This is a genomic window from Streptomyces cucumeris (genome assembly GCF_024295805.1).
Taxonomy (GTDB): Bacteria; Actinomycetota; Actinomycetes; order Streptomycetales; family Streptomycetaceae; genus Streptomyces; species Streptomyces cucumeris.
This window is the reverse complement of the sequence record NZ_JANCLX010000009.1, coordinates 110219-123533: the sequence shown is the minus strand read 5'-3', so window position 1 is coordinate 123533 and position 13315 is coordinate 110219. Positions and strand designations below refer to the sequence as shown.

At 71.1% G+C, this 13315-nt stretch carries 12 protein-coding genes, 1 tRNA gene and 2 pseudogenes; 6 read left to right on the top strand and 9 right to left on the bottom strand.

Annotation, left to right across the window (positions count from 1 at the left end):
* Nucleotides 1-8 precede the first annotated feature (8 nt).
* The 4 genes and pseudogenes from NMK44_RS16205 to NMK44_RS16190 form a co-directional block, all read right to left on the bottom strand.
* Nucleotides 9-896 carry a beta-keto acid cleavage family enzyme gene (locus NMK44_RS16205; RefSeq protein ID WP_254743573.1) on the bottom strand — a complete coding sequence of 296 codons (888 nt, stop codon included), beginning with the start codon at nucleotides 894-896 and terminating at the stop codon, nucleotides 9-11.
* A 232-nt stretch (nucleotides 897-1128) separates the two neighbouring features.
* Nucleotides 1129-2019: pseudogene (locus NMK44_RS16200) on the bottom strand (TetR/AcrR family transcriptional regulator); the annotation flags it as partial.
* Between the two features lie 144 nt (nucleotides 2020-2163).
* A complete protein-coding gene (locus tag NMK44_RS16195; protein WP_254743571.1) occupies nucleotides 2164-2553 on the bottom strand; it encodes a deoxyxylulose-5-phosphate synthase in 390 nt (129 codons plus the stop codon).
* A 79-nt stretch (nucleotides 2554-2632) separates the two neighbouring features.
* Nucleotides 2633-3097 (bottom strand): MarR family winged helix-turn-helix transcriptional regulator, encoded by a 465-nt coding sequence (locus NMK44_RS16190; protein ID WP_254743569.1) that lies wholly within the window; start codon nucleotides 3095-3097, stop codon nucleotides 2633-2635.
* Between the two features lie 101 nt (nucleotides 3098-3198).
* On the opposite strand from NMK44_RS16190, the gene NMK44_RS16185 reads away from it, so the two are divergent.
* From NMK44_RS16185 to NMK44_RS16165, 5 genes are all read left to right on the top strand, one after another.
* Nucleotides 3199-4077, top strand: coding sequence for an SDR family NAD(P)-dependent oxidoreductase (locus NMK44_RS16185; RefSeq protein WP_254743567.1), 879 nt, complete (start codon nucleotides 3199-3201; stop codon nucleotides 4075-4077).
* A 140-nt stretch (nucleotides 4078-4217) separates the two neighbouring features.
* The gene (locus NMK44_RS16180) at nucleotides 4218-6131 is read left to right on the top strand and encodes a P-loop ATPase, Sll1717 family (protein ID WP_254743565.1); all 1914 of its coding nucleotides are present in this window, start codon (nucleotides 4218-4220) and stop codon (nucleotides 6129-6131) included.
* A gap of 88 nt (nucleotides 6132-6219) precedes the next feature.
* Entirely contained in the window at nucleotides 6220-7962 is a 1743-nt protein-coding gene (locus NMK44_RS16175) for a serine/threonine-protein kinase (RefSeq protein ID WP_254743563.1), read from the top strand.
* A 504-nt stretch (nucleotides 7963-8466) separates the two neighbouring features.
* Nucleotides 8467-8670: a cold-shock protein gene (locus NMK44_RS16170; protein ID WP_095578638.1), complete on the top strand. Its 204-nt coding sequence runs from the start codon at nucleotides 8467-8469 to the stop codon at nucleotides 8668-8670.
* Between the two features lie 281 nt (nucleotides 8671-8951).
* Nucleotides 8952-10466 (top strand): DEAD/DEAH box helicase, encoded by a 1515-nt coding sequence (locus NMK44_RS16165; RefSeq protein WP_254743561.1) that lies wholly within the window; start codon nucleotides 8952-8954, stop codon nucleotides 10464-10466.
* A gap of 15 nt (nucleotides 10467-10481) precedes the next feature.
* On the opposite strand, the pseudogene NMK44_RS16160 reads toward NMK44_RS16165, so the two are convergent.
* Nucleotides 10482-10829, bottom strand: a pseudogene (locus NMK44_RS16160) (transposase); the annotation flags it as partial.
* Between NMK44_RS16160 and NMK44_RS16155 the strand changes: the two are divergent.
* Nucleotides 10817-10987 (top strand): hypothetical protein, encoded by a 171-nt coding sequence (locus tag NMK44_RS16155; protein WP_254743559.1) that lies wholly within the window; start codon nucleotides 10817-10819, stop codon nucleotides 10985-10987. The pseudogene NMK44_RS16160 and the gene NMK44_RS16155 sit on opposite strands and share 13 nt — an antisense overlap.
* Here the strand turns inward: NMK44_RS16155 and NMK44_RS16150 are convergent.
* From NMK44_RS16150 to NMK44_RS16135, 4 genes are all read right to left on the bottom strand, one after another.
* Nucleotides 10964-11461: a hypothetical protein gene (locus tag NMK44_RS16150; protein ID WP_254743557.1), complete on the bottom strand. Its 498-nt coding sequence runs from the start codon at nucleotides 11459-11461 to the stop codon at nucleotides 10964-10966. The two genes, NMK44_RS16155 and NMK44_RS16150, sit on opposite strands and share 24 nt — an antisense overlap.
* Nucleotides 11462-11544: 83 nt before the next feature.
* Nucleotides 11545-11817, bottom strand: coding sequence for a hypothetical protein (locus tag NMK44_RS16145; RefSeq protein WP_254743555.1), 273 nt, complete (start codon nucleotides 11815-11817; stop codon nucleotides 11545-11547).
* A gap of 85 nt (nucleotides 11818-11902) precedes the next feature.
* A tRNA-Arg gene (locus NMK44_RS16140) sits at nucleotides 11903-11978 on the bottom strand.
* A gap of 97 nt (nucleotides 11979-12075) precedes the next feature.
* Nucleotides 12076-13227 (bottom strand): serine hydrolase domain-containing protein, encoded by a 1152-nt coding sequence (locus NMK44_RS16135; protein ID WP_254743553.1) that lies wholly within the window; start codon nucleotides 13225-13227, stop codon nucleotides 12076-12078.
* Nucleotides 13228-13315 lie beyond the last annotated feature (88 nt).

The following is a 13315-nucleotide window of genomic DNA, read 5'->3' as shown; positions in this document are numbered from 1 at the left end:
GCGATGGCTCAGCCGCGGGGTTTGAGCCCCAGCCGCTGCCGCGCCTCATCGGGCGTGGCGACGCGGGCGCCGAGCAGCTCGGTGATCTGGACGGCGCGTTCCACGAGCCGGCCGTTGGTGGCCTTCACCCCGCGGCTGAGGTAGAGGTTGTCCTCCAGCCCGACACGTACGTTGCCGCCGAGCAGGATCGACTGCGCCACCCAGGGCATCTGCATCCGGCCCAGCGCGAAGCTGGCCCACTGCGCGCCCTCCGGCAGCAGGTCGACCATCGCCTTGAGGACGCCGGGTTCGGCCGGGGCACCCCACGGGATGCCCATGCAGAGCTGGAAGACGGTCGGGTCGTCGAGCAGACCTTCGGCCAGTAGCTGCTTGGCGAACCAGAGCTGTCCGGTGTCGAAGATCTCCAACTCGGGCCGCACACCCAGCTCCTGGATGCGTCGGGCGCCGGTGCGCAGCATGTCGGGGGTGGAGACGTAGAGGTTGCTGCCGTCGCCGAAGTTGAGCGAACCGCAGTCGAGGGTGCAGATGTCCGGCAGCAGCTCCTCGACGTGCGGCAGCCGGTCGAGCCCGCTCACCAGATCCGTACCGGGAAGCTGCCGCAGCGGCTCCTCCGGGTCGATGACCAGGTCACCGCCCATGCCCGCGGTGAGATTGATGACCACGTCGGTCCCGGTCTCCTTCACCCGCTCCACGACCTCGCGGTACAGCCGCGGATCGCGGGCGGGAGCGCCGGTCTCGGGGTCCCGTACGTGGATGTGCACCACGGCGGCCCCGGCCTCGGCGGCCTCGACGGCGGACCGGGCGATCTGGGCGGGGGTGACGGGGACATGGGGACTGCGGCCCACGGTGTCACCGGCGCCGGTGAGGGCGCAGGTGATGATGACGCTGTCGTTCATGGGCATGGCTATCACTCCGAATCTGCGGAACCGGAACCGGAACCGGAACCTAGGGCCCGTCGGCGGGGTGGTGGTGCGGCTCGGATGCCTCCGGGTCGTACGCATGCGGTGCGGACGCGGCGGCGCCGCCGGTGGCGGCACCGGGGCGGTCGGCGGCTCCGGCGCCGGTGGGAGCGTTTTCGGCGGCCGCCCCGGCACCGACCCCACGGGCTCGCCCGGCACCCGCACCGGCGGCCAACTCGGTGTCCACGTAGTCCGCGCAGGCCGTGTGCATGGCCTCGGCGGTCATCCCGGCCCCCGCCGTACCGCCCTCACCGGGCGCCGCGGCCAGCACCTGCGCGGCGAGCCCGTCCATCAGGGCGGTCAGCCGGACCGCGGCGGACTCCGGGTCCACACCGCGGAAGACGCCCTGCCCGATCCCGCGCCGGATGACCTCGGCGACGGTCTGCCGCCACTGCCGGTAGAAGTCGGCGTGCAGCCGTCCGATCGCCGTGGACCGCGCGGCCTCGGCCCACAGGTCCATCCACACCAGCCACTGTCCGCGCTGCTGCGCGGTGTACGGCACCTGGAGCGCGATGAGCTGCCGCAGCTCCTCGTACGCGTCGTCGGCGTCCGCGATCCGGGCGGAGCGGCGCGCGGTGTCCTCGTCCATGCACCAGCGCACCGCGGCCTCCAGCAGCTCGGCGCGGCCGGGGAAGTGGTAGTGGATGGCGGCGGTGCTGGTGTCGCAGGCGGCGGCGATGTCCGCGACGCGTACGGCGTGGAACCCGTGCTCGGCGATGAGCCGCACCGTCTCCCGCACGATCTGCAACGGCCGTCCGCCCTCGGGCGCGACGGCGGACCGCCGTGCGGTGGAGGCGGTCGCGGCGGGCGGGGCCGTCTCCGCGGGGCCGGTGGACCCGACGGCCGTGGTGGTACCCAGCAGCCACCCCGCGTCCACGTTCCCGGTGTCGGCGATCCGGGCCAGTTCGGCGACGGTGAACCGGCGGCTGCCACCGAGCGAGCGCGACAGCTTGGACGGGTCCATCACGACCCGTCGCGCGAACTCCCGCTGGCTGCAACCGACTTCGTCGATCACCCGGCGGACGCGTGCGGCCACCTCGGCGCCGGACTGCTCCTGCATGGCCGTCACCGTACGGACGCGTTGAGATAAGCGCAATGGACGAGTGTCGCGTATGTGTGCCGGGAAGAAGAATGCCAGCTAATTGACGTCGGTGGCCGTTCGTACCCCGACTGACTCAATGATCAGTTCCATCGGGTCCGCCCCTCACCGTCCCCGCTTCCGGCGTCGCCGTCCGGGCCCCGGAGTGCCGCTCGGCGCGGGCCACGGCACCTCGGCGCGCAGCAGCGCGACGGCGGGCGGCTCACCGCTGTACCGCGCGTACGCCATACGTTCCCGCACCTCGGCCGTGGTGCGCGGCCGGTAGCCGGGTCCGCAACTGCAGCCCATGGGGAAGCGGATGCCCTCCCGGAGCAGCAGCGCGAGTGTGCGCCACCCCTCGGTGTCCCGGCGCGGGGGCGGCGCGAACGCGGCCCCGACGTGGATCAGCGGCTCCGCACAGCGCGGACAGCGCCGTTCCGGATGACGGGAGTCCCCTGGCTGCTTGTAGGAGGCCCGGCAGGGGAGGCAGACCCACGAGGATTTCGCCGGCGGCATGGGGTCGAGCGTAGGTCCGCCGCAGGCCGTCCTCCAGGCGTTTTCCCCGCGGCCGCGCGGTACGGCGTGGCCGGTCCGCTCAGACCTCGCCCTTCTTCTCCTTGAGCTTGCGCCACACCCGGCTGAGCGCCGTGAGGTCGTCCTCGTCGAGGAGGTCGGTGAAGACCGGGGCGAGGCAGGCACGGCGGGTGGCGTCGGCCTCCTCGAAGAGCGTACGGCCCTCGGGGGTGAGGCTGATCTCCACGGAGCGGGCGTCGTGCGCGGCGGGCGTGCGCGTGACCAGCCCGCGGTTCCGCAGGGCGTCGATCACCCGGGAAACCTGGCTGCGGCTGAGCATCGTGCTGTTGCCGAGCACGGAGGCGGGAACCGGATCGGGGCTGGAGGCGAGCCAGAGCATCACCTCGAACCAGGAGACCGGCAGATCGTGTGCCTTGATCAGGGCGCGGTCCACACGGTCGGTGAGCACGGTCCCGGCCCAGACCAGACCGTAGAAGGCGTGGTCCGCGACGGGCATCTCCGCCTGGGTGAGCTTGCGCTGTGCCATGGCCCGAGCATACCCGGGTTGCGTGTGCACGCACACAATGTTTAAAGTGTGTGTGCACGCACATAAACGGTCGCATCAGCGCCCCCAAGGAAAGGCCCCCCATGTCCTCCTCCGCCCCCTCCCTCGGCTCCCAGGACACCAACGACTCCAAGGTCGTCGTGATCACCGGCACCTCCTCCGGTATCGGCCTGGCCGCCGCCGTGGCCGCGGCCCAGGCCGGCTGGACGACCGTGGCCACCCTCCGTGACCCGGCCCGCGCCGTGGCCCTGCGCGAGGCGGCCTCGGCCGCGGGCGTCGACCTGGACATCCGCCGTCTCGACGTCACCGACGAGACCGCCGCCACCGCACTCGTCGACGCCGTGATCGCCGAATACGGCCGTCTGGACGCCGTGGTCAACAACGCGGGCGCCGGTCACCTGGGCACCCTGGAGAACGAGACCGTCGCCGATGTCCGCGAGGTCATGGAGGTCAACTTCTTCGGCGTCCTCCACCTCTCCAAGGCCGCCCTCCCGCACCTGCGCGCCACCGGCGGCCGCCTGATCACCGTGACCAGCGTCGGTGGGGTCATCGGCCAGCCCTTCAACGAGGCGTACTGCGCCGCCAAGTTCGCGGTCGAGGGCTACATGGAGAGCCTGGCCCCGGTCGCGCGGGCCCTCGGCGTCGCGGTCTCGGTCGTCGAACCCGGCGCGGTGGCCACCGAGTTCGTCAACAACATCAGCCTCGACCTGGAGGCGGAGGTCGCCGCCGCGGGTGCGTACGCCCCCACCCTGCGCGCCTACCTGGAGCGCACCACCGCCCAGTTCCTCAACGGCGCCCAGACCCCGGCCGAAGCGGCCGACACCGTCCTGGAGGCCCTCACCGCCGACGCCCCCGCCTTCCGCCTCCAGACCTCCGACTGGGCCCGCGCCTTCACCGCAACGAAGCTGGCGGACGTCGACGGCTCGGCGGTGCAGGGACTGACCGGCACCTGGATCGCCTGACGGCTCCCCGCCACCGTGACCCCGCCCCCCCCGGACGCCCGTGTCCCCGGCGTTCGTGACCCTGATGTGTGTCCGTACGGATACCGTGGGTCATGCAGGCCCGTGCTCATCGACGGGCTGACACCAGGGGGTTGGTAGGGATGGCTGACGGACCGCTCCTCGCGGACCTGCACTTCGGGCGCGAGGACGCCGAACGGGACGTGACCGAAGGACTGCTGTTACGCGGGGCCTTCCTGCCCACCGCCGCCTACCGCGGGGCGGTGACCGGCCGGAAGATGCTGATCATCGGGCGGAAGGGATCCGGTAAGAGCGCCATCTGCATGCAGCTCATGGCGGACGGAGCCCACACCGACGGCAAGGTCCTCGTCACCCCTGATGAAACCGCGGGGGAGGAGATCCGCCGGTTCGAGCTCCAGGGACTCCCCGCCGATTCCGCCAAGGCCCTGATCTGGCGGTACGTCTTCGCCGTGCACGCGGCCCGCCACCTGGTCGCGCACGCCAAGGGGACGCACGCCGACAAGCCCCGCTCGGTCAAGGCGCTGGCCCGCTTCCTGAAGCAGAACGGCGAACTCGACAGCGGACGGCTGGACGACCGGCTGGCGCGGGGAGTGCGGGGTCTCCAGACCTCCCTCTCCCTGGAGGCGTTCGGCATCAGGGCCGCTGCCGATCTGGCGTCCTCCCCCTCGGAAGGCGCCCGCGCCGCCCGGCAGTTGGAGATCGTGGAGCAGGGCGTGACCAGGGTGCTGGCCGACCTGGGCTGCGACGGCGCCCACGGACCCCTGCTGCTCATGGTCGACCAGCTCGAGCAGGTGTGGTCCGCGGAGTCCGACAGCAACTCGATGGTCATCGGCCTGCTGCTGGCGGCCAAGTACGCGGCCGGGCTCTACGGGCGCGCCATCCGGTTCCTGCTGTTCCTGCGCTCGGACATCTATGACTCACTCTCCTTCGGGGAGGGCGACAAGTTCCACGGCGACGAACTGCGGATCGCCTGGACCGAACAGGCCCTGCGTGACCTCGCCCTGGCGCGCGCACGCGCCTCCGCCGGAGCCGGGCTGACCGCCGAGCGGCTGTGGCGGGAGCTCTTCCCGGAGACGGTGGGCGGTGAGGAGACCGCGGCCTACCTCTTCCGCCGCTGTCTGCCCCGTCCCCGGGACGCCATCCAGTTCCTCAACCTCTGCCAGGAGACGGCCTGGCTGATGAACGGCCGCGACCGGATCACGGAGGACGACGTCCGCCAGGCGACCCGCCAGTTCTCGGCGTGGAAGCTCAATGACCTCTCCCTTGAGTACCTCGTCGCCCACCCCTTCCTCAAGCGCCTCTTCCCGCTCTTCCAGAACACCGGCTATGTGGTCACCCGGGCCGCCCTCGACGCCCGTTTCGGGACGGCGGCCGAGACGCTCCACGAGCTGTTCCCGGCGTACGCGCACGCGCTGACCCCCTCCGGCGTCATCGACGTCCTGTACGGGGTGGGCTTCCTCGGGGTGCGGCGCGGGAACGACGTGGTGTTCGCGGGCGGGGACGACCTGCCGGCGCAGCCGCACGAGACCGAGCTCCACGTCCATCCGTGCTTCCGCGCCGCGCTCGGCGCGACCAGCGCGATCGACCTCCGCCGCTATGAACCGTCCTCGGCGCGCAGCCGCATCGCCACGGGGTACATCAGCCCCGCGGCCCTGGGGACCACCATGGTCACCCGCGAGGTCCGGCTGCTGGGGGAGCTCATCCGCGCCTGCCATTCGACCCTCGGCCAGACCGGCCGTGCGGTGGGGATGGCGGATGACGTCAGGGACGAGATCGTCCAGCAGATCCAGCACGTACTGGACGACGCCAACGCCACGTTGGTGTCCGCCGGACGGGGCGGATCCGTCGACGCGGACGACCATCTCCTCACCGCGGCCCACTACCTCACCGGTCTCGCCGCACAACTGCTGGACAGCGGGCTGGAGGGCGCGGCGGGCTCCGGCGGTGTCGCGCACCGCCTCACCGAGGAATCCCGTCGGCTGCGACGGCTCGCGGGAGGCTCATACGGAAGCTCGGGCGACTCGGGGGGAACCTGAACCGCCCGGGGGAGCTGATATCTGAGGCACGACCCGAATCGGCCGCCGCCGTCCGTCGGCGTGGGGTCCGGGCGAGGGAGGGAACGGGGTGCAGGGCGTACTTCTCGCTGATCGGTTCCGCATCGGCGAACGACTCGGCGTCGGCGGCATGGGCGAGGTCTGGTCCGCCCAGGACGAACGGATGCGGCGCGAGGTGGCGGTCAAACTCGTCCACTCGCTGCCCCTGGGGGAGGAGGGCGAGACACAGGCCAGGTTCCAGCGCGAGGTGCGGCTGGCCGGACGGCTGTCCCATCCGAACATCGTCACCGTCCACGACTGGGGCGAAGAGCCCATCAGCGGACGCCGGACCCTCTACTTCGTGATGGAGCTCGTCCGTGGCGTCTCCCTCCGCCAGCGGCTCAAGGAGTCCACGCCCCCGTGGCCGGTCGCCGTCGGATGGGCCCGGCAGATCGCCCAGGCCCTGCACGCCGCGCACAGCCGGGACGTGATCCACCGGGACATCAAGCCCGCCAATGTCCTGCTCACCCCCGAAGGCGCGGTCAAGGTGCTCGACTTCGGTGTCGCCAAGTTCCTGGGCGACACCATGAGCATCCACGAACTCACCGTCACCGGCGCCCTGGTCGGCTCCCCTCCCTATATGTCCCCCGAACAGGCCGAAGGTCTCCGCGAGATCGACCACCGCAGTGACCTGTACTCCCTGGGCTGCCTCCTCTACCACGTTCTCACCGGCCGCCCGCCCTTCACCGGCACCAGCCCGCTGGCGGTCCTGCGGATGCAGGCGGAGGCCGAACCGGTGCCACCGGCCGATCTCGTCGAGGGTCTCCCGCGATCCCTCGACGAACTCACCCTCAGCCTGCTGGCCAAACGCCCCGAGGACCGCCCCGAGGACGCCGCGGCCGTCCACGCCGCACTGAGCACCCTGCTCGTCGACCACGTCGTCACCCTGCCCGAACAGAACCCCCTCGACATCGTCCAGCTCGGCTACACCGACACCCTCTCCGCCCGCCTCCTGGAACGGGCCTGGCAGATCTGGCGCTCGACCGAGACCTACAGCGCCACCCTCCGGGCCGAGGCCGACCACGAGACGGAACGGGCCGGAGCACAGAGCGAAGAGCTGCTGGCCTCGGCACGCGGCCGCGTGGTGGAGGCGGAGACCGAGGCGCTGCGCCTGCTCGACGAGGCGAAGCGGCGCGCCGACGAGATCGTCGGGACGGCCGAGCGGGAGTCCCGGCAGCTCCGTGAGGCGGCGGAAGCGAGCCAGAAGCAGAATGGGGAGGCATGGCAGGAGGCGGTCCAGCGGATCGAAGAGGCGGCCAAGTCCTCCGCGAAACCGGCCCAGGCGACGGCGGACACGAACACGGCCCGCCTCCGCACCCAGGCCGAGATCGATGAACTGCGCGAACTGGCCGCGAAGGAGATCGCCAAGTCCCTGAGATCGGCCGGTGACCGCACCGACGCCCTCGTCCGTGCCGCCGAGGAAGAGCTCGCCGAGGCGCAGGCGAAGGCCAAGATGGTCGTCCGAGCGGCCGAGACCGAGGCCGCCTCGGTGCGCATCAAGGCCGTGCGGAAGGCCGAGACCCTGCTCAAGGAAGCCGAGGACAAGCGATCCGCGGCCCTCCGCGAGGCCGCCGAACTCCGGATCGCAGCACAGCGCGAGGCCGAGCTCACGATCGACGAGGGCCGCCGGGAGCTCCAGCTCGTGCTGCGCCGCCGCGAGGACATCAACGCCGAGATCTCCCGGGTCCAGGACGTCCTGGAAGCCCTGGAGTCCTTCGAGCCCCCGGGCTCCCCGCGCCGCCGGGACGTCCGCCGGGACGAGGGCGGGGTGTGAAGCGGGGCAGGTGCCCCCGCAGGATCGGGCTCGGCTATGGTCCGAGCGCCGCGTGCCGTCTCGCTGCCCGCTCGTGTTGCCCTCGACCGCGCAGCCGCGGCGTCTCCAGTACCCGTCCCTCCGGGACGCGGTGGTTGCCTGCCCCGTGCATGCCCGGGCCTGCGGGGCCAGGGCGGGAGCCGAGGAGTTCGACGGATATTTCGGTCGAATGCGGGCGGGCATCCGCTCCGAATATCTCATGCCGCAACCACAGAAATGGCTACTGGCGCGGCAAGGGTTTCTTGCGCTCTCGAAAGCCTCGGGATCAAGTGCCACGCATGGCCGTCGGCGCCGTGCTACCGTCGATCCAGTTGCAGTTGTGGTTCCCAAGACTTTGTGTGTGCTCGCCGTCACATACGACGGCTGAGCGCTTCAGGATTTCCGGTGTTCCGGACGGGCAATCAACGCAGCGACACGGAGCTCGCACGGTGTGGGCTCCGGGCACTGCCCCGAAGGAGACAAGACATGGCTACTGGCACCGTGAAGTGGTTCAACGCGGAAAAGGGCTTCGGCTTCATCGAGCAGGATGGCGGCGGCCCCGACGTCTTCGCCCACTACTCGAACATCGCCACCCAGGGCTTCCGTGAGCTCCAGGAGGGCCAGAAGGTGACGTTCGACGTCACGCAGGGCCAGAAGGGCCCGCAGGCCGAGAACATCGTTCCCGCCTGACGCTCACGCGTAACACCGTAGCTGGGGCCCGCACCGTGGGTGCGGGCCCCAGCTCGTTGCTTTTCGGTGTTCCCGCGTGCCCCACAACAGCCGCACACGCGGCGTGCGGGCGGCCAGTCGCTCTGCTTTGCGGCATTGCCGGTTCCGCTTCGGCGCGCAGGGTCGACATATTCCCGACCCGCTTCGTTCCCTCTCATTTCATCGGTTCGTTCTTGCGATTCTCTGTGCGCGGCCCATTGCCGCCGGGAATTCCTCGACGTACCGCATCGAGGAAGGTTTCCATGAATCGCACAGCCCGCACGAATGACCGCTACTCCCGCTCCGCCGGTTCGTCCGGCTCGGGCCGTGGCGGCCACCGCTCAGGTAGGCCGAACCGCTCCGGCACGGGTCGTTCCGGGGGCCCCGGAGGGCGTCCCGCGGCACGGCAGGGAGAGTTCGCCCTGCCTGTCACCCACACTCCCGCGCTGCCCCCGGCCGAGACCTTCGCCGCGTTGGACATGCCGTCGGAGCTCCTGGCGGCCCTCACCGCGGAAGGCGTGTCCACCCCGTTCCCCATCCAGGCCGCCACGCTGCCGAATTCGCTGGCCGGACGTGATGTTCTCGGCCGCGGTCGTACCGGGTCGGGCAAGACGCTGGCCTTCGGCCTGGCCCTGCTGGCCCGTACCGCCGGGCAGCGCGCCGAGCCCCGCCAGCCGCTGGCACTGGTCCTGGTCCCCACCCGGGAACTGGCCCAGCAGGTCACCGACGCCCTCACCCCCTACGCCCGGCCGCTCAAGCTGCGCGTGGCCACCGTCGTCGGCGGACTGTCGATCGGACGTCAGTCCAGCGCACTGCGCGGCGGGGTCGAGGTGGTCGTCGCCACGCCGGGACGGCTCAAGGACCTCATCGAGCGCGGTGACTGCCGGCTCAACCAGGTCGGCATCACCGTCCTGGACGAGGCCGACCAGATGGCCGACATGGGCTTCATGCCCCAGGTCACCGCGCTGCTCGACCAGGTGCGGCCCGAGGGGCAGCGAATGCTCTTCTCGGCCACCCTGGACCGCAACGTCGACCTCCTGGTCCGGCGTCATCTGACGGACCCGGTGGTCCATTCCGTCGATCCCTCGGCGGGCGCGGTCACGACGATGGAGCACCACATACTGCACGTCCACAGCGCCGACAAGCACGCCACCACCACCGAGATCGCCGCCCGCGAAGGCCGGTCGATCATGTTCTTGGACACCAAGCACGCGGTGGACCACCTCACCAAGCATCTGCTGAAGAGCGGTGTCCGCGCCGCGGCCCTTCACGGCGGCAAGTCCCAGTCCCAGCGCACCCGCACCCTGGCCCAGTTCAAGGCCGGCGATGTCACCGTCCTGGTGGCCACCAACGTCGCCGCCCGCGGCATCCACGTCGACAACCTCGACCTCGTCGTCAACGTCGACCCGCCGAGCGACCACAAGGACTATCTGCACCGCGGTGGCCGCACCGCGCGCGCAGGCGAGTCCGGCAGCGTCGTCACCCTCGTCCTGCCCAACCAGCGCCGCACCATGGACCGCCTGATGGCGGACGCGGGCATCGTCCCGCAGACCACCAAGGTCCGCTCCGGCGAAGCCGAACTGAGCCGTATCACCGGCGCCCAGGCACCCTCCGGTGTCCCGGTCACCATCGCCGCACCGGTCGTCGAACGTGCCAAGCGCAGCGGCTCCTCCACGCGCGGCCGCCGCAGCCGCACGGCCCAGGCCCGCCGTGCCGCGGGATCGACCCGAACCACGAAGCCGACTGGGCGGCGGAACTCCTCGGCCCCGACCGCCTAGGACTTGTCCGGGCGATCATGTTCGGAGCCAGATGGCCAGGGCGGCTGTGGTGGCGGTGCCGAGGAAGATGTAGTCGCGTTTGTCGTAGCGAGTGGCCACGGCTCGGGACTGCTTCAACCGGTTGATCGTCCGCTCGACCGTGTTGCGTTTCTTGTATCGCTCCACGTCGAAGCCGGGTGGCCGTCCGCCGCGTGAGCCTTTGCGTAGGCGGGCGGCCTGGCTGTCGACCTTCTCCGGGATGGTGTGCCGAATGCCCCGTCTTCGCAGGTAGTCGCAGCAGGGCCCGTTGCTGTAAGCCTTGTCGGCGGCAAGGCTGTCGGGCGTCGTGCGTGGTCTGCCCGGTCCGGTCCGTGGAACACGGATCTAAGGGCGTCATCCCGTCCCAGGGGGTGTCCTTCACCTTCGTCATCGACTCCCGGCACAAGATCGCCGCCTCGTCGTCGGGGGCGATCAACCGCAAGATGCTGGAGGAGATGACCTCCTGGGCGGTGAAACCGTCAAAGAAGACTGCCGACCGGTGACGAGGCCGGACTCTGCTCGCCGCGGGGCGCGGCGGGGTCGAGGTGGCCGGTGGCCCAGGCGATCAGAGCCCAGGCGGCGGGGAGCTGGAGCGTGAACAGGGACAGGAGCGCGACGAAGAAAGCCCCGCCGAAGGCGGTGCCGACGCCCTCGCCGTCCACCAGGGAGCCGGTGCCATAGCAGATCAGGAGCGTCAGCAGGTAGAGGGAGCTGTCGACGAGGATGGCCTTCCAGCGCGGCGCCGGGGGCAGAATGAGGCGGGCCACCGTCAGCACGAGGAGGCAGGCGGCGGGGAAAAGCAGATCGCTGCTCTCGCCGTAGAGCAGCGGGTCCCAGGGGCCGTCTGCGAAGGAGGCCCATGCCCGGTCGACGACCAGGCCGATCAGCGATGAGCTGACGGTGACGTTCACGGCGTAGAAGAGGGCACTTCCCAAAGTGGCTTTGCTGGACTGGGCGTTGCCGAAGGTGACTTTCATGATCTTCCCTCCAGGGCGGTCTCCCGCTGCGGGAAGCCGCCCCTGGATCATCCCACCGCCCCTACCGGCGGGCATGGGCGGGGTCAGCCCTCGGCGGCGATGTTCTGGAGCTGGCAGGCCGGCTGCGAAATGCAGCGCAGGTCGAGCATCTTGTCCCGCAGGATCGTCTTTGTCTTGTACTTCTTGCCCGCGTGGTTGTACATGTACAGCTCGTGGTCGGGGGCCTGGCGGTGCTTGCCCGTCACGTGGAAACTGCCGCCCCGCGTCAGCTGGACGGTGGCGGACGCCCCGACCCCGGCCCGCTTGACACCGGACTTGGGGCAGAACGGGTCGGTGGCGTCGACGATGATGCGCACGCCGCAAACGGCCCCGGACGAAGCGTCCGAGGCCGGAGAAGGCGCCGCCCCCCTGGGGGGAACCCCAGGGCAGAGCGGAAACGCGTGGTGCCCCCGGCAGGATTCGAACCTGCGACACCCGCTTTAGGAGAGCGGTGCTCTATCCCCTGAGCTACGGAGGCCCGACGGTCTGGCGGCAGGGTGGCCGGTGAGGGCCGTGCCGCCGCCAGACAGTGTAGCGGGTGGTGATCCGGAGGCCGCCGGGGTTTCCGGGTCGGGTCAGACGGTGGCGGCGTGGTGCCAGAAGGCGCGGGTCAGTGGGGGTGGGGTGGGGCCGGTCATCTGGAGCTGGGTGAGGAGGATCGTGACCGCCCCGGTGGCGGGGATGAGGTGGCCCGCCGTGCCGGTGCCGCCGACCCAGCCGTAGCGGCCCGGGACGTTCCAGGGGTCGGTGGGGGTGATGTCGACCGAGCCGCCGTAGCCCCAGCCCTGGCCCTCCAGGAAGAGGGCGCCCGCCTCGCGCTGGGCCGGGGTGAGGTGGTCGGTGGTCATCCGGGCGACCGAGGCGGGGGTGAGGACGCGGCGGCCGTCGGGGGCCGTGCCGTCGGCGAGGAGCATACGGGCGAAGGCGAGCCAGTCGTCGGCGGTGGAGACCAGGCCCCCGGCGCCGGAGGGGAAGGCCGGAGGGGTGCTCCACTGGCCGTCGGGGGCGTCGAGGAGCTGGGGGGCGCCGGACTCGTCGGCGCCGTAGTAGGCGGTGAAGCGGTCCAGCGCGTGGGGCGGGACCGCGAAGGCGGTGTCGGTCATGGCGAGGGGCTCGAAGAGCCGTTCCGCCAGGTACTCGGGGAGGGGCCGGTCCGTGACGCGGGCGATCAGGACGCCCTGGAGGTCGGAGGAGAGGTTGTAGAGCCAGGCGTCGCCGGGCTGGTGCAGCAGGGGGATACGGGAGAGAGCGGCCATCCAGGCGTCCGGGGGCGCGACGTGCTGGGGCTGGGGCGGGCCCTGCTTCAGTTCGCTGAAGAGCGGGGCGAGGGCGGGGAGGGAGAAGTCCGCGGGGAAGCCGTGGCCCGTACGTGAGGTGAGCAGATCGGTCACGGTGATCGGCCGGGCGGCCGGGACCACGTCGTCGACCGGGCCGGCGGGCGTACGGACGACGGACGGGGACGACAGCTCCGGGAGCCAGCGCGCGAGCGGGTCGTCCAGCGCGATCCGGCCCTCGTCCACCAGCGTCATCACCGCCGCGGCCGTGATCGGCTTGGTCATCGAGGCGATCCGGAAGATCGTGTCGTGGGCCATCGGTGTGCCGCCCCCGAGGTCCGTGGTGCCGACGGCCGCCACCTCCACCTCGTCGCCGCGGGCCACCAGGGCCACCGCTCCCGGCAGCGGTCCTTTGTCGACATGGGACTGGAGGAGATCGCGCAGGGTGGACATCGGGGCTCCTTCGGGTGCGAGCGGGTGCGGGCCGGTGAAGGGTGGACCCCTGGTGTGGAGGAAATTCATCGGACCCGCTCCGAGCTGC